This window comes from Niabella drilacis, from assembly GCF_900101395.1.
Taxonomy (GTDB): Bacteria; Bacteroidota; Bacteroidia; order Chitinophagales; family Chitinophagaceae; genus Niabella; species Niabella drilacis.
Map to the genome: position 1 here is coordinate 1 of NZ_FMZO01000023.1, position 19,302 is coordinate 19,302.

General features: G+C 45.1%; 15 protein-coding genes, 1 tRNA gene and 1 pseudogene. 7 read left to right on the top strand and 10 right to left on the bottom strand.

The features are described 5' to 3' along the window. Nucleotides 1-292: pseudogene (locus BLS44_RS26865) on the top strand (hypothetical protein); the annotation flags it as partial. Between the two features lie 60 nt (nucleotides 293-352). On the opposite strand, the gene BLS44_RS23710 reads toward BLS44_RS26865, so the two are convergent. The 5 genes from BLS44_RS23710 to BLS44_RS23730 all read right to left on the bottom strand — a co-directional run bounded on the left by BLS44_RS23710 (nucleotide 353) and on the right by BLS44_RS23730 (nucleotide 6,610). After that, nucleotides 353-1,342, bottom strand: coding sequence for a DUF3871 family protein (locus BLS44_RS23710; RefSeq protein ID WP_090393127.1), 990 nt, complete (start codon nucleotides 1,340-1,342; stop codon nucleotides 353-355). Then, complete coding sequence (locus BLS44_RS23715) at nucleotides 1,302-2,222, bottom strand: AAA family ATPase (RefSeq protein WP_090393128.1); 921 nt, start codon at nucleotides 2,220-2,222, stop codon at nucleotides 1,302-1,304. The genes BLS44_RS23710 and BLS44_RS23715 overlap by 41 nt, the downstream gene beginning before the upstream one ends. 110 nt (nucleotides 2,223-2,332) lie before the next feature. After that, nucleotides 2,333-4,969, bottom strand: a complete 2,637-nt coding sequence (locus BLS44_RS23720) for a DEAD/DEAH box helicase family protein (protein ID WP_090393130.1) — start codon at nucleotides 4,967-4,969, stop codon at nucleotides 2,333-2,335. 346 nt (nucleotides 4,970-5,315) lie between these two features. After that, nucleotides 5,316-6,446, bottom strand: coding sequence for a site-specific integrase (locus BLS44_RS23725; RefSeq protein ID WP_143019908.1), 1,131 nt, complete (start codon nucleotides 6,444-6,446; stop codon nucleotides 5,316-5,318). A gap of 87 nt (nucleotides 6,447-6,533) precedes the next feature. Next, a tRNA-Ala gene (locus BLS44_RS23730) sits at nucleotides 6,534-6,610 on the bottom strand. Between the two features lie 285 nt (nucleotides 6,611-6,895). Here BLS44_RS23730 and BLS44_RS23735 point away from each other — a divergent pair. After that, entirely contained in the window at nucleotides 6,896-7,591 is a 696-nt protein-coding gene (locus BLS44_RS23735) for a LytR/AlgR family response regulator transcription factor (protein ID WP_090393134.1), read from the top strand. Nucleotides 7,592-7,813: 222 nt separating this feature from the next. On the opposite strand, the gene BLS44_RS23740 is transcribed toward BLS44_RS23735, so the two are convergent. From BLS44_RS23740 to BLS44_RS26715, 3 genes are all read right to left on the bottom strand, one after another. After that, entirely contained in the window at nucleotides 7,814-8,098 is a 285-nt protein-coding gene (locus tag BLS44_RS23740; protein ID WP_090393136.1) for a hypothetical protein, read from the bottom strand. Nucleotides 8,099-8,229: 131 nt separating this feature from the next. Further along, nucleotides 8,230-10,431 carry a hybrid sensor histidine kinase/response regulator gene (locus tag BLS44_RS23745; protein ID WP_090393138.1) on the bottom strand — a complete coding sequence of 734 codons (2,202 nt, stop codon included), beginning with the start codon at nucleotides 10,429-10,431 and terminating at the stop codon, nucleotides 8,230-8,232. A gap of 153 nt (nucleotides 10,432-10,584) precedes the next feature. Further along, nucleotides 10,585-10,758, bottom strand: coding sequence for a hypothetical protein (locus BLS44_RS26715; RefSeq protein ID WP_176954537.1), 174 nt, complete (start codon nucleotides 10,756-10,758; stop codon nucleotides 10,585-10,587). A gap of 423 nt (nucleotides 10,759-11,181) precedes the next feature. Between BLS44_RS26715 and BLS44_RS23755 the strand changes: the two genes are divergently transcribed. From BLS44_RS23755 to BLS44_RS23775, 5 genes are all read left to right on the top strand, one after another. After that, the gene (locus BLS44_RS23755) at nucleotides 11,182-11,373 is read left to right on the top strand and encodes a hypothetical protein (protein WP_090393141.1); all 192 of its coding nucleotides are present in this window, start codon (nucleotides 11,182-11,184) and stop codon (nucleotides 11,371-11,373) included. Nucleotides 11,374-11,470: 97 nt separating this feature from the next. Beyond that, the gene (locus BLS44_RS23760; protein ID WP_090393143.1) at nucleotides 11,471-12,058 is read left to right on the top strand and encodes a hypothetical protein; all 588 of its coding nucleotides are present in this window, start codon (nucleotides 11,471-11,473) and stop codon (nucleotides 12,056-12,058) included. A 15-nt stretch (nucleotides 12,059-12,073) separates the two neighbouring features. After that, nucleotides 12,074-14,680 (top strand): phosphatidylglycerol lysyltransferase domain-containing protein, encoded by a 2,607-nt coding sequence (locus BLS44_RS23765; protein WP_090393145.1) that lies wholly within the window; start codon nucleotides 12,074-12,076, stop codon nucleotides 14,678-14,680. Nucleotides 14,681-14,683: 3 nt separating this feature from the next. Then, the gene (locus BLS44_RS23770; RefSeq protein ID WP_090393146.1) at nucleotides 14,684-15,349 is read left to right on the top strand and encodes an AcvB/VirJ family lysyl-phosphatidylglycerol hydrolase; all 666 of its coding nucleotides are present in this window, start codon (nucleotides 14,684-14,686) and stop codon (nucleotides 15,347-15,349) included. Beyond that, a complete protein-coding gene (locus BLS44_RS23775) occupies nucleotides 15,349-16,323 on the top strand; it encodes a DUF4421 family protein (RefSeq protein ID WP_090393148.1) in 975 nt (324 codons plus the stop codon). Before BLS44_RS23770 ends, BLS44_RS23775 begins: the two co-directional genes overlap by 1 nt. 84 nt (nucleotides 16,324-16,407) lie before the next feature. On the opposite strand, the gene BLS44_RS23780 is transcribed toward BLS44_RS23775, so the two are convergent. Both BLS44_RS23780 and BLS44_RS23785 read right to left on the bottom strand, forming a co-directional pair. Continuing rightward, nucleotides 16,408-17,748, bottom strand: coding sequence for a sensor histidine kinase (locus BLS44_RS23780; protein WP_090393150.1), 1,341 nt, complete (start codon nucleotides 17,746-17,748; stop codon nucleotides 16,408-16,410). Then, a complete protein-coding gene (locus tag BLS44_RS23785) occupies nucleotides 17,735-19,087 on the bottom strand; it encodes a sigma-54-dependent transcriptional regulator (RefSeq protein ID WP_090393153.1) in 1,353 nt (450 codons plus the stop codon). Before BLS44_RS23785 ends, BLS44_RS23780 begins: the two co-directional genes overlap by 14 nt. Nucleotides 19,088-19,302 lie beyond the last annotated feature (215 nt).

Genomic DNA, 19,302 nt, shown 5'->3' on the forward strand with positions numbered 1-19,302 from the left:
CAGATTGCCAAAAAAAACACAAGAGGCGCAGAAGCTGATCGATTATTATGAATCCAATAAAACGAGAATGAATTATCCGTTATACAAAACGATAGGTGCAGGGCTTATTGGTTCCGGCGCTATCGAATCGGCACACCGAACGGTTGTCCAAAAGAGGCTGAAGCAATCCGGCCAAAGATGGAGCCGAAATGGCGCCCAAAATATGTTGTATCTCAGAGTAACGAAGAAGAATCAACAATGGTCAAAGATTGTAGAACTAACCAAAAGGGAGTTTGTTAAGAATGCTGCATAGCGAAAATTTGAAATGCACCCACTCTTCCTTTTCTACATCTACTATGCTTGTAAATTTGCATTATTCCAAAAACCAACTATACCCCTCATGACCATTTAAAGCCTGAATAAAGCCCTCTGTTAATTGGTAGGAGTTTACTGTTCTCTCAACAAAATTGTCAATGTAGCTGCTCTTAACAGCACCTGTAAACAAATTATACATTTTCCATAAATCGATATTACCATTTGAATTTGATGCAAAATTTTTATCTTCAAAATAGGCTTTGGCTATTGCTCCTAGCTGGCCATCATTCATCGCTAAATAGGGGATTGCAGTTTTTTCCTTCTTTGGCAGGTAATGGTATAATTTGGCCTTACCTATAAACTGACAAAATTGGCGTTGAGTTAACTCATAGTCAGCAAAACTGTCAAGCTTGGTAAGCATAGCATTAGCATTGAAATCCAGAAATAGTGGTACAACTTTGGAAAGTAATTCATCAGTGCTACTTGCTCGAACTTCTTCTGCATATCCATCTGTAGAAATACACATATTGCAACAAACCTGATTCTGAAAGCCAATGAAAACTTTGAATTTTTCCATTGTCTTTTTACTATATAAGTTTTCTTGGTTATATGCCCTTACACCACCTATACTTAATATCAGTTCATTGCCATTGATGATATTTGTAATACTTTTTACTTCATAAATAAACGCCATTCTTTCATAGTAGGTTGTTTTCTCATGTTCTAATAACTCTTTAGCAGGTTTCCCAATGGCTTCAGGAATTCTTCCCCTGATGTCGTGGCTTATTCTTAATTCAGGTTCAGATATAGATTCCATTGGGAAAACCATTTTTATTGCTTCAAATACTGTTTCAACGAATTGATGATGACTTATTGTTGTCTCGTTATCCTTTGAGAAGACTGGTATAATGCAGTCATTAGCTAAATGTGTGAGGCTAACCTCTTTCGTGTTAGCCTCAATAAATGATTTGCTTTTGTTTCTGGACTGATCACTATCAAAAGAAATGTTATCCTGATCTGTGATTTGTGGTATTAACTGAAGTTCCATTTTTACTGAAATTTTGTGGTTGAATAATTGACTTTGATTCTAAGAATAGTTTTTTTGTTGTGAAATGGCTTAGTAACGGCTCCTGATACTGTGGGTAATCCTGATATAGCTTGATAAGTTCAGATACAGATTTACGGCTTTCAATTCTAGTCAAAAGTTGTTCTGACAAATCCATATTGTTTTTGGCCCTATCTGAAATAGGCGTTCCTGAATTGCACCAATCTATTATTTTTTTTCCTGTTTCAGTTGTGATAATAAATTCAGGTTTATCAGTAAATAAACCAGTTCTATCTTTGGACGCCTTTGCTAAGTGTTTATCATTGATAATTTCTAGGGCAATGGTCATCTCATATTCGTAACCATCCCTTATCTCATCATCAAGACCAGCTTTTTCTACTCTAGTTTTACTACCATCTGTAATCATATTGTAGCCCTGCTTTTTCCTGTTAGTAGTTATTATATGACATTGAGATTGTAAAATAGTATTAAGCCATTTTTGATATAATGGAGTTGCTTTGGCCCAGTCCTGATAGCGCCCACCTAAAGAATTTTGATACTCCAATAGCCCTCCCTGACCTTTCCATACATGGGTAATTGAATCAATTATGATAACATCTATACCTGCCTGCTCGCATATTTTGATTGCCTGTATATACCTGTCAGTGGTAAAGGGAGGATCAAGCCTTATGGTCTTAAATTTTCCCAGGTGGGCATAAAGAGAGGCAGAGCCATTTTCTGTGTCCAGGACTGCAATATTTTCCCAATTTGAACAGATTCCATAGGCAATGAGCAATGCTGAATAGGATTTACCAAAGCCACTGGGGGAGGCTATATTTAGCCTTAATTTTACTTTTTGTCTTTCTGCTGTTTGTAATTTCATAAATAGTTGATTTTGTATGATTTAAAATAAAAAAGCCACCTTATGGGTGGCTACAAGAAAATATCCAAGATTTACTCACACCTATAATAGAGCATGGTAAATTTTGGATATTACAGAGTTCCTATTGTTTCACAATCATTGGGATTTTCAGGAAATTCGAAATGATTATATGCTGTACTTTCTATAAAGGGGATTGAAGAATTATAAACAAGATTTAGTGCACTTATATTTATGTAATCATGTTCTTTTGTTATTTCATATGGCTTAGATTTCAGATTCGTGATCTCAATATTATTTGTATTGGTCAAAAGAGTTCTTTCTGATAATGTCGTTGGCTTAGTAGTAAATAAGATATCTCTTAAAGTGTCTATTGCTTTCCCGAAATATTTTTTTAGGTCAACTTCACTCGTTCTTAATGTAGGAATATCTAATCCTGAAGTCCACTGGAAGAAGCTAAAAGTATCATCCCTAAAAAAGAAGTCATTTTCTCGCAAATATTTGAGTATGTCCAAGAAATAAAGTTGTTGTTCCACAGAAAAGAGTTCTTTCTCCAAAATGTCGTTTTTCTTGAGAATATACCTTTTGCCGTTGGTTGAAGTAAATACAGCATTTTTCTTATAAAGTTCTGCAAATAAATATAGCTTTCGATATTGATTTAAGAACAATTGATCATTATCTGATAGATGATGATCAATTACATGATTTTCACCAACTAGTAGTAAGTCATTTTGAACACTATTTAATGCGGCTAAAATATATGTGTTCCTATCTATGAAATAATCTATAGCATTTTGTGTGCCCCCAGAAGGATAAACTTGTGATCTAAACCTTTCTGTAGGACGTTTTATAAGTTTTACTACAGTGATTAAAGCCTTTTTAAATTCAGGAGACTTTGCGGCAGTTATATAGTGTTTTTTCCCATTTTTCTTAACCTCCGTTGCAATTGCTTCTGTGAAATATGCGTATAAGATTTCAAATAATTTCTTTTCTGACGTAAAGCCACTATGGGAATCTCCTGAAAGCTGACTATTGAAAATTTCTAGAATTTTCTGTACAATACCCCCTTCTTTGAGAATTACCTTATCCTTATAGAGTACATTTTGCAATGTTGCATTTTCAAACTGATTATTAAACGCAGCCCATATTGCATATGCAGAAAGATTAGATCCAAAAATCTCAAAACTTGAATAAAGATATCTATCACCGTCTTCCATTACAAACTCCTGTAAATCCGGATAGTCAAGTTTGGGCTTTGTTTCGCTTCTTTTCTTAATGTACATACTCCTGAAATTAAAATTTGAAAATCCCTTTGAAATTACTGATCTTCTTTGAGCATCAAATCGTTCTAATAATTTCAATTGACTATTAATATTATGGTATTTAGCAGACTCTTTAAACAATTTTAGTTGTCTTAAAACAGGAACTACCGAAACTCTTTTTAAATAATCGCTCAGACCGCCAGACAATCTTTCATTTTGTATTAGTCTTTTAGGGGGTGGCATTATTAGGAGTATTTCGTTATTAATAGCGGTTCTCATTCTAGCTATTGCCTGAATAATTGTATTTGAGCCTTCCGTGAAAATCCCCATAGAATCTCTGTTTTTTGAATCATAGGATCTCATATGAGGTAGGATAATAATAAATGATGTATTGGCCCGTGTTATATTTATTCCAGTTTTGAAATTAGTGCCAATATTCCAGAACTGTTCATCAAAGCTTACTCCGGTTTCTCCAGTACAAAGCCGCAATTCTTCGTGAGAGGGGTTGTTTTTTAGTATCTTGCTGACACTAGTTGGGTCATATGTATTGTTGTTTTTAATCCCTAAGACCATTTCACTAGCAAGATTTTCAGAATAGGAAAGAATGTGAATTCTTTTTCCTTTGTCTACTTCCTGTTGTATAATATTGGCTATTTCTTCATTATTGGCATGGTATGAGCCATTTATCAAACATATATTTAAAGGGACTAGCTTTTGAGAAATACGTACCCTTCTTGATTCAACAAGTTGTATGCGATCATCAGTAAGATCAGCAAGATATTTTAATATTATTTTTGCGCTTTCTGAAAAGGTGGCGCTCAATACAAATATTTTTGAGATAACTTCCTGCCACTTCCAAAGATTCCAGATAAATCTTTGCTTAAAACTTCTTACACCTTCATGAATTTCGTCGAAGAAAAAAATAACCTTTTTCTTCTTTCTCTCACAGTGAAATATTATGTTATCTAAGTAACTTCGTTTTAGCTTAGCCTGTAAAAAAGCCTCTTCACCGTAGTTTCCCAGCAAACTATTTATAGTTATCAAGTGAATAGGAGTTTTTGCAATTTTCCTAAAATCGGAAGTTTCATCTATTGAGGTATATAAATATATGTCTGAATCAGAAATGCCAGAATCTGATTCAACTAGTAATCTGTGGTATTGATTTAGAATAGAAATATATGGAGTTGCAAAAACAATAGTAAATTCTCTCTCTCCATTTTCATCTACTTTTGCATAATATTGCTTTGCTAAGTTTATACAGGTCGTAGACTTTCCCTGACCTACTCCACAATTTATAGCTACTGTATTCCTTTCATATAAGTCAACCTCTCCAATTAAGGTGTCAGAAATATAGCCACTGGGATTGGGTTCAATATATGTTGTTTTGTTGTCTTTTACTAGATAATCTTTTTCAAAGTCTTCTGCAGATAACATTTTATACTCAATAGGCAGGGTCGCTTTTTTGACTGGAGTTGTTTTTATACTCATAGCATGATAATTAGTAGCCCAATATAGCTATTAAAGTGATCTACTTAACTGTTGGTTGCAGGGAAATGTCAAATTTATTTGGCGCTTTGATATTCATACTTTGATCTGGGGTAGATGGTAATAGAATTGCTCCCTTGCTATTTCACCCTTCTATAATATTTTATTTCCTAGTAAGACTGATCTTTTGTTATCAAAAGGGTAGGATAGCACCAAACTTGTACTATATCCTTTGTATAATAACCAAAGCATGCTAATTAACGCACTACATTAATCCATCTTTTTAATATTTATCATTTAATGAAAATAAAATAGGGACTAAAATCAGCCCCTATTTTTACAAGTACTTCTATATTTTGGGTAGGTTATTTGGTAAGGTTAATTGATGGGTATAATTCCTTAATGCAGTTTCTGGGTTATTACCCATGAGAAAAGCTGTCATTACAGGATTAATGCCTCCTTCAATACACCTGCTCCCAAAAGTATGCCTGCAAGCATATAGTACTCTTTCCTCTATTTCCAGGTCTCTAAGAATGGGTTTGAAAACTCTGTTCTGAAAATTATTATCATCTATTGATAGCCCTTTAAATGAAGTAAACACCAGATCATCTGGATCTTTTTTTTCTAGTAAGGGATTGAGAACGTTCAGTAAATCCTGTGTTAATGGCAGGGTTCTTTCTTTCCCATTTTTTGTTTCTTTCCTTGTTCTTTGACGAGAACTTGTACCTTTTAGTGAACGTGCTAATACCTCATTAATAAGGATTGTTCTGCTTGCTACGTTTACCTTATTCACTCTTAAGCCAATGGCTTCTGCATTTCTTACCCCGGTTTTGAATATAAAGTATATGAAAGGGTAATAATGGGAATGCTTGTATGCTGAATTTTTAGGAGTGCAGGTATCATTTTTAAAGGCATCCAATATTTTCCCGATTTCTTTTTCTGTGAAAGGCCTTCGCTTTGGTCTGGGTAGCCGTTTTCCTCTTTTGGATTTGACATCCACTATGGGGTTGACTTTCCAGATTCCAGATTTTACCAACCAGCTTACATATTGTTTTAGCATAGTAAGTCTTCTATTATAGGTGCCAATACAGAATTGTTCAGCGTTGAATTTCTTCAGGACATTTTTTTCGCTGACAGCTCCCCACTTGTTTATCATATTCCTGAAGGCATTGTAATTGACATTTTTTTCACAATCCATATTCAGGTAGTCGGATACCCATTCCTCATACTGCTTAGTGAAGGGTTTGGCTTGGGGGGCAGGGGTAGTTTCTCCGCGATACTTTTTTAATGACCCGTCAAAAATCTCTAAAGCAATATCCCTTTCAATTTCTAAAGCCGTTTTTTGAGCTTTTTGCAGGTTTATTTTGTTGTAGGCCAGGAGGCTTAGTGTATATCTCGTTCCTAAATGCCTCCACCTTAGCCGGATTCTGGACCTGTAATTTTCAATACTTACAGTTCCTTTCTGGTTTTTGATACCCATTTGATACCCAAATTTGAAGTGAAGGAGTACCACTTGGCAGAAAAGGACATAAAAAAAGGCTCTACAATGAATTGTAAAGCCTTATCCTGGTGGAGAATACCGGATTCGAACCGGTGACCTCTTGCATGCCATGCAAGCGCTCTAGCCAGCTGAGCTAATCCCCCAAACGGAGCGCAAACTTAATGGATTGTTTGTTATTGTCCAAGATTTTTCTTCATTATTTAGCAGGAACTTTTTGTGCTCGGTATTACACCGGTAATGGACCGGAACACGGTGAAGCCGGCGGCTCATTTGTAACGGATCACTATCCGGGTAATATGGTGTTTGTGTTGTACCGGAGGGCTGCATAACGCTGCAGGAAATATTGCAGGGCACTCTTTAAAGCCGTTTCGGGATATCCGGAATCTCGAAATAAGCGCTACTTTTGACGGGCTTCAAAAGCAGGATTTATGAATTGTTTGATTGTTGATGACAATAAGATCGCACGTACCACTTTAAAACAGCTGGCCGCACAGGTGAGCGATCTGGAGGTGGCAGGGGAAGCTTCCGGCGCGCTGGAGGCCAGTAACCTGTTGCGCCACCAGCCGGTAGACCTGTTGCTGCTGGATATCGAAATGGAGGAAATGACCGGCCTGGAGCTAACCCGTCTTTTGGGGGAGAACCGGCCGGTGATCATTTTTATATCTGCCAAAAAGGAGTATGCGCTTGAAGCATTTGAGCTGAACGTGGCCGATTATATTACCAAACCGGTTCAGCCGGCGCGCTTTCTGCAGGCGATCGACCGCGCCCGGGAGCTGATTGCCAGTAACCAGGTGCAGGTAAACATCCACCCGGACGCTTTTCTTTTTATAAGGGATTCCAACGTGGTAAAACGGCTGGGCTTTGATGAGATCCTGTATGCAGAAGCCATGGGCGACTATGTAAAACTGCATACCGCCAAAAAATTCTACGCGGTACACAGCCCGCTAAAGGTTGTGGAGGAGCGGCTGCCGGCGCAGCAATTCATCCGTGTGCACCGGTCCTATATTGTGGCAGTGGATAAGATCGACAGTGTGGAGCAGGGCGGGTTGGTTATAGGCGGCCGGCCTGTGCCGGTTGCAGATGCCTACCGGAGCGCGCTCAATAAACGGTTAAATGTACTGTAGACGCGCTTCTTTTGTTCCCCCGGGTGTTTCACAGGAAACTCCTCCGGGAAATCGGTTCCCGCCTTTTTAACGTGGAGACTTTCAGAAGTACCAGGCGCCCCGGCAGTATCTGTGCAGAATAAGAACCGGCCGGCATTGCTTTTAACCGGGGCGCGGCGGTTATAATAAAAAGCCCCCCGCTTAAGCGAAGGGCACCTTAACAATCAAGAACTCAAAACGTATTTACTTCTTATTTTCTTTATAGCGTTTATCCGGCGTGCCGTCTTTCTTTAAATGCTGATTTTCCTTATAGCGTTTGTCCGGCGTGCCATCCTTTTTTACATGAGCCGTGGCGGGCGCCGCCTTTGTTTCCGTAACGGCCTTCTTTTCTGCCGCTTTTTTTTCTGCGGCTTTCGAAGCCGGTTTTGCAGCCTGCGTTTTTGCGGGCTTTGCCTGTGCCGGAGCCGTTTGCGCCTGCGACAGGCTAAAGCTGATCAGCGCGAACAGGGCAATAAAAAGTTTTTTCATTTTTTTGTTTTTATTTATGCACTAAAGGTACTCCTGTTAATGAAACTGCGATACCCGCAATAGACGAAAAGGCAAAAATGGTCGTTGAAACTAAAAAAGAAAACGGCCGGCATGCTCCGGCGTATACCTTATCAACCATAGTGTGCCGCATAATAGGCAGCGGCCTCCTCCAGTGCGTGCCGGCACACTTCCTTCAAATGCTTATACGTATGGGCAAATAAAGGATCGGCGGGTGCTATATGTTCCAGTGCCAACAGGTACGCTTCGGTATGGGGCGTTAGCCCCAGGGCGGCCACGGTCGTTCTCATACTATGGGCCGTTCTTCGCACAAGTCCGGCATTGCCCTGTTCCCAGGCCCGCTGTATCTTTGCCAGCTCCTCAGGCACCATTTCGCAAAACTGCTCCATGATGTCTTTTTCGTATTCCCTGTTGCCCCTGCTTACCGCAAACAGGTAATCCAGTTGTAAATAGTGCAGGTATTCCTGTGCAGGAATCCCGGCAGGTGTTTCTGCGGCCGGTGCCGGGGCGGCAGGTACTTCCAGCAGCTGTACCAGTAACCGGTGCAATACGGCTTCATCCAGCGGTTTGGAGATATAATCATTCATTCCAGCCTGTAAACATTTATCCTTCTGGCTGGTTAAGGCATCTGCCGTCATGGCCACGACAGGCACGGTGCTGCGCAGGGTATTCCGGATCTCCGCCGTGGCGGTATAGCCATCCATTTCCGGCATCTGGATATCCATAAGCACGAGGTCGTACGGTTTTTCCTTCAACAGCCGGAGCCCATCGCTTCCGTTGGATACCATATCAAAGCCGATGTTCCAGCTCTTAAGCAATTGTGCCAGCAGGAGCCTGTTCATTTCATTATCCTCCACCACCAGCACTGATTTATGCCGCCATCCCGCAGGAGACGCCTTTAATAACGCACTGTCCCGCTCTTTTTTTTGTCCCCCGCTTACCCACCCAAATGGCAGCCGCACCGTAAATACAGTGCCGGTCCCTTTTTCGCCGGTTACCTCCATACTCCCGCCCTGCAGCTGCACCAGGTCCTTTACGATCGTTAGCCCCAGGCCTGTACCGCCATATTTGCGCGTAATGCTTTCATCGCCCTGGCGGAAACGGTTAAATACCACCGCACGCGCTGCCGCATCCATACCCATACCGGTATCTGATACAACAAAAGCCAGCACCATCTTATTACTCATGGCCTGCTCCAGGGTAACCGTTACCGTTACGGAGCCCCGCTCTGTAAATTTAATGGCGTTGCTGACCAGGTTTACAATGATCTGCGTAAGCCGCACCGGGTCTCCCTCAACAAGCTCCGGAACATCGTCTGCCACCTGTACAGCAAACGACAACCCTTTTTCCTCGCTGCGCTGCCGGTAAAGGTGTTCAATGGTAGCTACAGTTTCCCTGAGGTCAAAAACCGCTTTTTCAACCGGCATCATGCCTGCCTCAATTTTTGAAATATCGAGGATATTATTAACGATCTGTAAAAGATTTTCGCCGGCTTTATGGATCAGGTCTGTGTACTGCGCCGCTTCCGGATCCCCCTGTTTTTTTTGCAGTAGCCCGGTAAAACCCAATATCGCATTCAGGGGGGTGCGGATCTCATGACTCATATTGGCCAGGAAATTCTCTTTGGCCTCAGCCGACCGGCGGGCCCGCTGCTCGGATGCATTCAGCTGATCAATAAGCCGCTGCTGTTCGCCCATTTTATAGGATATATATCCAAAGGCCAGCAGTGAGGCCACGGCCGCAATTACAGCAAGGATGGTTCCAAAAGCTTTGGCATTTCTGCCGTTCCGGTCTGCATTCCGGATCAGCTGCGTAACGCTTACCTGGTATTGCCGGTCAACCCGGTGTGCCTGGCTGCGGATGGAGTCTGAAAGCAGGGCTTCTTCCTGGTCGTTAATCAATGCTTCGGCTGCTTCCTTGCCATCCCCTGCAAAAGTGCGGAGCACCTCCTTGTTCAGCGCGATCTTTTTATTCACCTGGCGTTTTAACTGCAGGATGCCCGCCCCGATAACAGGATTGATCTCAAAAGAATCCAGCGTCCGGAACGACTGGCTGACCTTTTTTGCCTGCTGCTCAAACCGGCCGTCCCGCAGGTCATGCCCGCGTATAACAATACTTTTCACTTCCGTTTCCAGCTGGGTTACATTTTCCTGTACCTGCTGCAGTTCCATCTTCAGCTTTAGTACATTCATCAGGTCCTCGTTGCCATTGATCAGCTGGTTAATGCTCTGGCTGGAGTTAAACTGGAGGAAAACGATGACGATAACGGCCGCTATAAACGTAACCACAAGTATATACCGAAAGGAAGATTTCATAACCGGGCAATTCCTGTCAAACTTACATGAAATTTTTGATCCGAAAATCGCAGGTATAGGCTCCGCGCAGCCGGCAGGCGATCCCAACGCTTTGTGCCCGTCACAGGCGCTGCGGCGCTGTGTCATACGATCCGAAGGGGGGGATACTATCGTTCAGGTATCATCACGATGACTGGTAGTAAGGTTCCAGAACAGTTTTACAAAAACAACCACATCCGCCACGATAAGCACCATAAACAGGGCTACAACGGGCCAGTTCCGGAACACGTATAGCTCATAGAGCAATCCATATACAAACCCGATCAGCAGCAGGACCGACAGTGTCATATATATGATTTTCCAGGTGTTCACGATACGGGGATTTATTCTGAATACTAAAAGTACAACCCGGAAAATGCCTGGCACCGGTAAAATCGCCGAACAGGCAAAATGGGTCGGCGGGGTGATGGCTGGCCCTTCCCGGGGGAGTTCCGAAAGCGTCCTTCCGGTCTTCGGACCGGTTTAAGGCCCTATCCCGATAGTTAACCGGAAAACGCCGGAGCCGGTCCCGTACCCGGTTGCACATTGATTATTGCCCGGTTACCAGTACCCGCTCTATTTATTGATGAACAGGTTCCCGTTAATGGTGCACCCTTTTCCCTTTTTCAACGATCCGTTTTGCCGTTCCGGCTATTGTATCTTTGTATGGCCGCGCGGCCGGCGTAGTTTTAACGCAGCAAACAACATTTCATCATTACTAAAAGTAGCACAATGAAAAAGATCTTAGTAGCCGCAATGATTTTATTAACCACAGGAGCAGTTGTAAATGCCACGGGGATCCCTATGCAGGATAAAACCGTTAAAACAGAAATGAGCAAGACGCACAAGAAGGGGAAAGCCGGTAAAAAACATCATGCACATGCGAGGAAAGAAGCTGCAAAAAAAGATGATAAGAGAAAGTGATAGCGGCCGGTTTTATAAATGTGGATACAGGTTTCCGCCTGGATATTTGAGACAACCTCACCTGGTGGGGTTGTTTTTTTAAGCTGTATTTTTGTGTATGTATTTTTTAAACCAATGCTGTCTTCGCCGGCCGGGCACACTCTTTACCATGCTGATCTGCCTGCTGCTGTTTACAAAGTCCGGGGCACAGTCGGGATCAGACCTCAGGTTGAACGTGGAAGACCTCTACAGTACCCATAGTAATCATTTTGCGGGGGCAAGCGCTTCTTACAACCGGTATTGGGGCAACAAATGGGCGCTGGGGGTGGGAGTTGAGTATTCGGGAACTGCCTATCACGATGATAACGGTTGGAATTTGTACCACCTGAATTTTATCCCTGTGTATGTAAGTGCGTATTTTAATATAGGAACCTACAGACAATGGACCCCTTATGCGCATTTGCAGGAGGGAATCAGTTTTGCCTGGTATGATAAAGAATTCCCGGATCATCCCGGTACGCGGCACCGCATCCGTGAAAAGGGGGGCTATGGTTATGGGGGCGCCGGTACCCGGTATGCTGTTTCGCCAGGGTCCGGCTTTTTCCTGGAAGCCGGCATGAAGGCTTTTCATCTTTCTTTTAACAATTTAGATGTAAATCCACATGGTTTTACATCTAAATTAGGCTATGTTTACCGGCTCCAATAACTGAACCAGATCTATATGAAAGAGCGGATATTAAATCAGTTCCGGAAATTCTCACCCAAAACTTATTGGAAGGAGATCCTGGCTGTACTCGTGATCCTGCTGGCCTTTGTGTTTTTCAGAAGCGAACGTAAGGAGCTGCAATCCATCCTGCCCCAGTTGCGGGCTGCGGACGGAAGCTGGATCCTTGCCGGGCTGGCGGTGTCGGCCCTGTATGTGTTGCTCCAGGCATTAATGTATATTTATAGTTTCCGGGCAATGGGCATGCGGCTGAAGCTGACGGACGCCGTTGAGCTTTTCTTAAAACGGAATTTTTTGAGCGTGTTCCTCCCGGCAGGAGGTATCAGTTCCCTGGCTTATACCACATCGCAGTTGCGTAAGCGGAATCTGAATGCCACACAGATCCACCAGGCCAGCGCCATTTACGGTTATGTGGGGCTACTGACCGTTTTCCTGATAGGGGTGCCGGTGATCCTTTATACCGTTGGCAAACAGCGGCATGCCGGTGCGGCCGGGCTTTCATTATTACTGCTGGGACTATTGCTGGGGAGCGTGTTCCTGGTCGTATATGCTTTTAGAAAAAAAGGGAAGCTGTACCAGTGGATCAGCCGTAAATTCCCTTCTGTTATCAATAATATTGATGAGATCTTTTCAGGGACCATCAATAAACGGCAGTTGTGGCTTACCATTGCAGCCTCGCTGGCCATTGAATGTTGCGGTATTGCACATGTTTATATCAGCATTTATGCGCTGGGTGCGGCTCCTTCGTTCCAGGTAGCTGCGGTGGGGTACACACTTTCGGTAGTGCTGATGATCCTGTCGCCGTTCCTGCGCGGATTGGGCGCTGTGGAATTTACCATGTTGTATATCTTTATGGGGTACGGGTACCGCCATGATGAAGGATTGGGCATTACCCTGCTATACCGGGTATTTGAATTCTGGATCCCCCTGCTGCTGGGTTTGTTCGCCTTTATATGGAGGGGACGGCAGCTGGCAGCACGCATTGTACCGGCGATCGCCATTTTTTTCCTGGGCATTGTAAATATTATTTCTGTAGCCACCCCGCCGCTGGCCGAGCGGATGCGGCTGGACCGCTATTATCTTCCGGTAGAAGCCATACATGCTTCCAAGCTGATGGTGCTGGTGCTGGGCGTGTCGCTGCTGGTTACATCAGCCTATCTCATCAAAGGGCTGCGGGCAGCGTGGATCGCCGCGCTGATCTTTACCGTGCTTTCCATCTTCGGCAATATTGCAAAAGCGCTGGACTATGAAGAAAGCCTGCTGGCAGGTTTCATCCTGGTGCTGCTGATCACCAACAGCAAACAGTACCGTATCCGTGAAAATCCCAGGTGGATCCGCATCGGCTTTGCCACCTTCTTTATCACGCTGATCTCTGTTTGCCTTTTTGATTTCCTCAGTTTTTACTTTATCGACAAACGGCATTTTGGTATCGATTTCAACTGGCGTCAGTCGGTTTACTATACGCTCCGGAGCTTCCTGTTGTTTTCGGATGATGAGCTTACGCCTCAAACCCATTTCGGGCGCGACTTCGTAAATATTACCCGGTTCCTGGGCGTATGCTCCTGGTTACTCCTGATCTATTCCCTGCTGCGCCCGCGCATCTTTGCAGATACCGTTCCGGATGCCCGGACAGCGGCGGATGTAGCAAAGGATGTGCTGGAAGAGCACGGAAGGTCGGCAGTGGATTATTTTAAGACGATGCCAGACAAACAGCTGTTCTTTTCCGGCATCACCAGCGGCTTTACATCCTACCGGGTTGCCAATGACTTTGCCGTGGTACTGGAGGAGCCGGTTTGCGCGGCAGAAGATAAAATGGAAGTGCTGAAAGAATTTGAGGCCTTTTGTAAACAGGAGGGGTTAAAGACGGTGTACTACCGGGTAGATGAAAGCAGCCTGTTGTATTTTGAGGACCTGAAAAAGATGAAGATCTTTATCGGGCAGGAGGCAATCATGGAAGTGGGGCAGTTTACCCTGGAAGGAAAGGGTCGTAAATCATTGCGTAACGGGCTGAACAGCCTGCAGAAAAAAGGGTACGAGACCGTGCTGGTGCCGGCGCCGCAGCGTGATGCTTTCCTGAAAGAACTGGAGTCGGTGTCGGACGAGTGGCTGGATAAATTTGAAAAGAAGGAAATGGTGTTTTCGCAGGGGATGTTTAACCCGGAAGCGATCCGGCAATCGGATGTGATCATTGTAAAAGATGCTGAAGGAGCAGTGCAGGCCTTCCTGAACATCATCAGGGACTATACGCCCGAAGAATGCACTTATGACCTGATCCGTAAACGCCTGGAAGCCCCGGGCGGGTGTATGGACGCATTGATCGTAAAGCTGACGGAGTATGCCCGGCAGCAGGAGTTTAAATACCTGAACCTGGGAATGATCCCGCTGAACGGACTGGACGCCCCGGATAACCCGGCCGAGCGCATCATCAAATATGCTTCACAGCGCATGGGGAGCTTCCGGCACTATAAGACCCTGCGCGATTTTAAAGAAAAATATGCGACCATCTGGGAAAATAAATATATGATCTTTGGAAATGATTTTGACCTGTTGCAGATCCCTGGTGCGCTCAGAAAAGTAATGAAACCTTTATCAGATACAATTTAAGATATGAAAGGAATCTGTTTTTTTTGCGGAATGCTCCTGTCCCTGTATACAGGGGCGGCCGGTGCGGCGGACCTGCCGTTGAAAAACTGGCAGGGCAATGATAAAATGCCGCTGGTACTTTATATAAGCGGCGACGGTGGGTTGAACAGTTTTACCAATGATTTTTGTAAAGGGATCAACCAGGCAGGGTACACAGTAACGGCGATCAATTCCAGGTCTTATTTCTGGAATAAAAGAACACCGGAGCAGGTAACTGCGGAGCTGACGGCTTACGTGGATGGCGTATTGAAAAACCGGCAGAACCGGCAATGGCTGATCATTGGGTATTCGTTTGGAGCCGATGTAACACCCTTTATCCTGAACCGGCTGGGCAATACAGTTAAAACGCACCTGTTGCGTACGATACTGCTGGCGCCTTCGCCTACCACGGATTTTGTGATCCGTGTGTCCGATATGTGGGGCAGTGCCAAAAAAAGAAGCATGGATGTGGTAGCTGAGATCAACCGGGCGGCCGGCCAGCGGATCGTAGCCGTCCTGCCGGGCGATGATAAGGATTTTCCGGTATCCGCGGTAAAATCCGGCAGCTTTAAAGCGGTTGTTTTAAAAGGCGGTCATCACTTTGGCGGTGATACGGCCGGACTTGTGAAAATTGTTGCCGGCTATTTCTGATGAAACCTGTTTACCGGTATGCCGTTTTATGCTGGCTGCTGATAACAGCCGGCATTGCACAGGCCCAGGTGCGGCGGGACACGGCTTTTATAGCCGGGTTTGACCGCGAAAATACCATTGAAGCATATCCCGGCTACTATACCACCCGCTTTAGTTTTGAGGGCTATGGGAAAAGGCCGGCGGCATTCCGGCTTACGGCCAATAGCAACGCCTATACCGGTTTTTTTATCAATTATAAATGGTTGTCCTTTCAGTATGCCTGGGGCATTCCCGGTACGGAACTGGCAAAGGGCATCCGGCTGAAGCATGCTTCTTTTTCTTTCCGGTATAACCGGCCCCGCGTGAGCTTCTATCCTTTTTTTGACGGGTATGACGGGCTGCTGTTACGGACGGCAAAACGGCATCCCCGCTTCGATTCGTTTCGCGGGATGCAGCTCTTCCGGGCCGGCGTGCGTACGTATTACTTTACCAATACGGAACATTATACCTACCGTGCAGGACTTTCTTTTGCGGAACGGCAGCTGCGGCCGGCCGGCGGGTTTATTTTTAATATGATCCCGCAGTGGCAACAGATCAACTGGAAAACCCCCTCCCGCGCGCTGATCCGCGATTCGGTCACGTACCGGTTGCTGGCCTCCGATCCCCAATGGATCAGCCTGGTGGCCGGGGGCGGGTATAATTACAACTGGGTATTTAACAGGGGAGCATGGATCGTATCACCTGCGGTTATCGGGGGCATTGGCGGTCTCCGGGAATTGAACAATGCACGCTCGGTGCAACCCATGCTGAACCTGCAGGCCTGGGTAAATGCAGGATATAGCGGTCCGGTCTTTTACGCTTATATCAATGGCAGCATCCAGGCCTCTCAAACCCATCTTATTGTGCGAAAGCTCAACACTATGGATGACGAAGTTTCGCTTACTCTTGGTTACCGGTTCAAAGGACATTCGAAAAAGATACTGGGGATGTTGTGAGGGGGAGGAATTTGAAAATTTGGAAATGGGCATCGTGTGTGAAATCGGGCTGAAGACTGACGGCTGAAAACTGATAACAGCCCCTTAAAAATAAAGCAGGAACACGGTTCCTTCGCCTTCCTTGCTTTTTACCTGGATGCTGCCTTTATGCAGGATCATGATCTGTTTACAAAGGCTAAGGCCAATGCCGTTGCCATTTTTACGGGTACTGAAAAAAGGGATAAAGATCTGGTCCGCAATATTGCTGGGAATCCCCACGCCGTTGTCGGCAATTTTAATATAGGGACGGTCGCCTTCGCTGAACGCCGAAAGTGTGATCTGCGGTGTGGCTTGCATCCGTACCGCTTCGATGGCATTCGTCATCAGGTTGATCAGGACCTGCTCTATCAGGCTGACATCGGCCTGAACGCTCAGGAACGGATCCTTTAAAATAACGTCCAGCTCAATATGTTTCTGGTCCAGCGTAGGCTGCATCAGGTTCTGGAGGTTTTCAAAAATATCGCTGACCAGCACTTTTTTAAAAACCGGTTTGGTGATCTTGTTGAGGTTGCGGTAAGTGATGGCGAAGCGCTGCAGTCCTTCGCTTCTCTTCCGGATCGTTTCCAGCCCCAGTTTCAGGTCTTCCGGGTCGATGGGCGCAGGCCCCGCATCGGGTTCCCTGGGCTCCAGCTGGTTCTTCAGGGTATCGGCCAGGGATGAGATCGGGGCTACGGAGTTCATGATCTCATGGGTCATCACGTTCAGCAGCTTTTGCCAGGCTACGGATTCGGTTTCATCCAGTGTGCCTTTAATACTTTGCAGGGAGATCAGTTTATCCGTTCTGCCATCGGTCGCAAATAGGGTGGCGCCGATAAGCAGCTTTTCATCCAGCATGCCTTTTTTAAAGGTGAAGACATTCGTTTGCCCGGTTTCCATGTTCAGCAGCAGTTTCAGGAATTCCGGGTTCCGTTTTTCAAGGGCCTGTATATTTTTAAAATAGGGGATGTCGGTCATTTTTTTGAATGCTTCATTCATCCAGCGGATCAGCCCGGTTGTATGATCAAAGGAGAGGATGCCGATCCCCGTCAGCTCCAGGATGGTTTGCAGGTAGATATTCTCTGCCTTCCTTTCTTTATTAACCGTCTTAAAGCGGTCGTTGATGGAATTCAGGCCGGCAAGCAGTTTCTTCATGTCGCCACTGGCGGAAGCCGTATTGTAATTTTTGCTGAAGTCGTTGTATTTAACGGCTTCTACAAATTCGAGGATGATCTTATCCGTTTTCTCTGCGGACCCGATAATGCGGGTCAGCACATAGAACCAGAGAGGGAAACAGGCAACGCCCCACCACCACTCCCTGCGCACACAGCACCATGCAATCACTGCCGTTAAAAAAAGCAGCAGCAGGATCTGCAGGAGCAGCCCGGTTCTTTTTTTATTCAATATCATATTTATTCAGCCTGCGGTAAAGGGCGGTTCGGGTAAGCCCCAGCTCTTTAGCAGCTTTTGTGATGTTGCCATTGTTTTTTTCGATCGCCAGCAGGATGGCGTTGCGTTCCAGCGTATTCAGGTTGATGGACTCCGGGGCTTTTGCCAGTTCCACTTCCCGGCTTTCGATGGGCGAGAACACAATATCACCGGGCAGCAGCTGTTCTCCGTCGCTCATGATCACGGCGCGCTCAATGGCGTATTGCAGCTCCCGCACATTACCGGGAAAGTGATAGTGATTGAGTTTGTCGATCGTTCTTTTATCCAGCTCCAGGTTGGGCTTAAAATATTTTTCCTTGTATTGTTTTACAAAGTGCCGGGCCAGCAGCTCAATGTCGCCCGTTCTTTTCCGCAGCGGCGGCAGGATGATCTCCACGGTATTGATGCGGTAAATAAGATCCTTACGGAAACGCTTTTCATTGGCCAGCTCCTCAAGCGGCACATTGGTGGCGCAGATCAGCCGGATATCGATTGGGATCGGCTGGTGCGATCCCAGCTTGGTTACCTGCCTGTTTTGAAGTACGGTCAGCAGGCGCGCCTGCTGATGCAGGGTAATGTTGCCGATCTCGTCCAGGAACAGCGTACCGCTGCTGGCTGCCTCAAAGCGGCCGGCGCGTTCTTCCCGCGCATCGGTAAAAGCTCCTTTTGTGTGGCCAAAGAGCTCACTTTCAAAAAGACTTTCCGTCAGAGACCCCACATCCGTTTTTATAAACGGGCGCTGCACGCGCAGCGATTGCTGGTGAATAGCCTGCGCTACCAGGTCTTTCCCCGTCCCATTTTCACCCAGCACCAGGATATTGGCATCCGTGGGGGCGATCTTTTCAATTTTCTTCAGCACATCCTGCATGGCCTCCGAGTGGCCCAGCAGGCCGCCGGCATCTTTAGCCGTTGCCGGCACGGCAGGCCTGCCGGTTCTCTTTTTCAGCAGCTCTTTTATATTCTGGATCAGCTGGTCGTTTTGCCAGGGTTTCAGCATAAAATCCGATGCGCCTTCTTTCAATGAACGTACGGCCAGGTCGATATCGCCGTAGGCAGTGATCATAATGATCGATGCTTTTGACCCCAGCTCCCGGATCTTCCGCAGCCAGTATAAACCTTCATTGCCGGTATTGATGCTGCTGTTAAAGTTCATGTCCATCAATACCAGGTCAAAGTCTTTTTTGGAAAAAACGGAACGCAGGTTCTCGGGGTTCTTTTCCGTGAATACTTCTTTTACCTGCGATTTTAACAGGAGCCTTGCTGCTGTCAGCACATCAGGATCGTCGTCTACGATCAATATGGATGCATCTCTTAATACCATAACCGGTACAAAAATGAGGATAGTCCTCCGTACTACAAATATTCATTGCTGAAATTTTTACAGCTGTATCAAAAACAGACGTTTGGTGTTCGCTTTTACGCAGGACTGGAAATTGTGATAAGTGTAAAATGTTGATACATAGCTTTTTGATATTGTGGCACGCTGTTGCCATACAGTGTAAATGAAAAAAAGAAGCATTATAAATTTTTTAAAAC

Bases quoted from the DNA above. Each gene is read 5' to 3' on its own strand.
- BLS44_RS23715 (WP_090393128.1), bottom strand. From the start codon at position 2,222: ATGAAATTACAAACAGCAGAAAGACAAAAAGTAAAATTAAGGCTAAAT.
- BLS44_RS23755 (WP_090393141.1), top strand. From the start codon at position 11,182: ATGAAAAAGATCTTAGTAGCCGCAATGATTTTATTAACCACAGGAGCA.
- BLS44_RS23725 (WP_143019908.1), bottom strand. From the start codon at position 6,446: ATGGGTATCAAAAACCAGAAAGGAACTGTAAGTATTGAAAATTACAGG.
- BLS44_RS23735 (WP_090393134.1), top strand. From the start codon at position 6,896: ATGAATTGTTTGATTGTTGATGACAATAAGATCGCACGTACCACTTTA.
- BLS44_RS23745 (WP_090393138.1), bottom strand. From the start codon at position 10,431: ATGAAATCTTCCTTTCGGTATATACTTGTGGTTACGTTTATAGCGGCC.
- BLS44_RS23740 (WP_090393136.1), bottom strand. From the start codon at position 8,098: ATGAAAAAACTTTTTATTGCCCTGTTCGCGCTGATCAGCTTTAGCCTG.
- BLS44_RS23770 (WP_090393146.1), top strand. From the start codon at position 14,684: ATGAAAGGAATCTGTTTTTTTTGCGGAATGCTCCTGTCCCTGTATACA.
- BLS44_RS23780 (WP_090393150.1), bottom strand. From the start codon at position 17,748: ATGATATTGAATAAAAAAAGAACCGGGCTGCTCCTGCAGATCCTGCTG.
- BLS44_RS23720 (WP_090393130.1), bottom strand. From the start codon at position 4,969: ATGAGTATAAAAACAACTCCAGTCAAAAAAGCGACCCTGCCTATTGAG.
- BLS44_RS23760 (WP_090393143.1), top strand. From the start codon at position 11,471: ATGTATTTTTTAAACCAATGCTGTCTTCGCCGGCCGGGCACACTCTTT.
- BLS44_RS23785 (WP_090393153.1), bottom strand. From the start codon at position 19,087: ATGGTATTAAGAGATGCATCCATATTGATCGTAGACGACGATCCTGAT.
- BLS44_RS23775 (WP_090393148.1), top strand. From the start codon at position 15,349: ATGAAACCTGTTTACCGGTATGCCGTTTTATGCTGGCTGCTGATAACA.
- BLS44_RS23710 (WP_090393127.1), bottom strand. From the start codon at position 1,342: ATGGAACTTCAGTTAATACCACAAATCACAGATCAGGATAACATTTCT.
- BLS44_RS23765 (WP_090393145.1), top strand. From the start codon at position 12,074: ATGAAAGAGCGGATATTAAATCAGTTCCGGAAATTCTCACCCAAAACT.
- BLS44_RS26715 (WP_176954537.1), bottom strand. From the start codon at position 10,758: ATGACACTGTCGGTCCTGCTGCTGATCGGGTTTGTATATGGATTGCTC.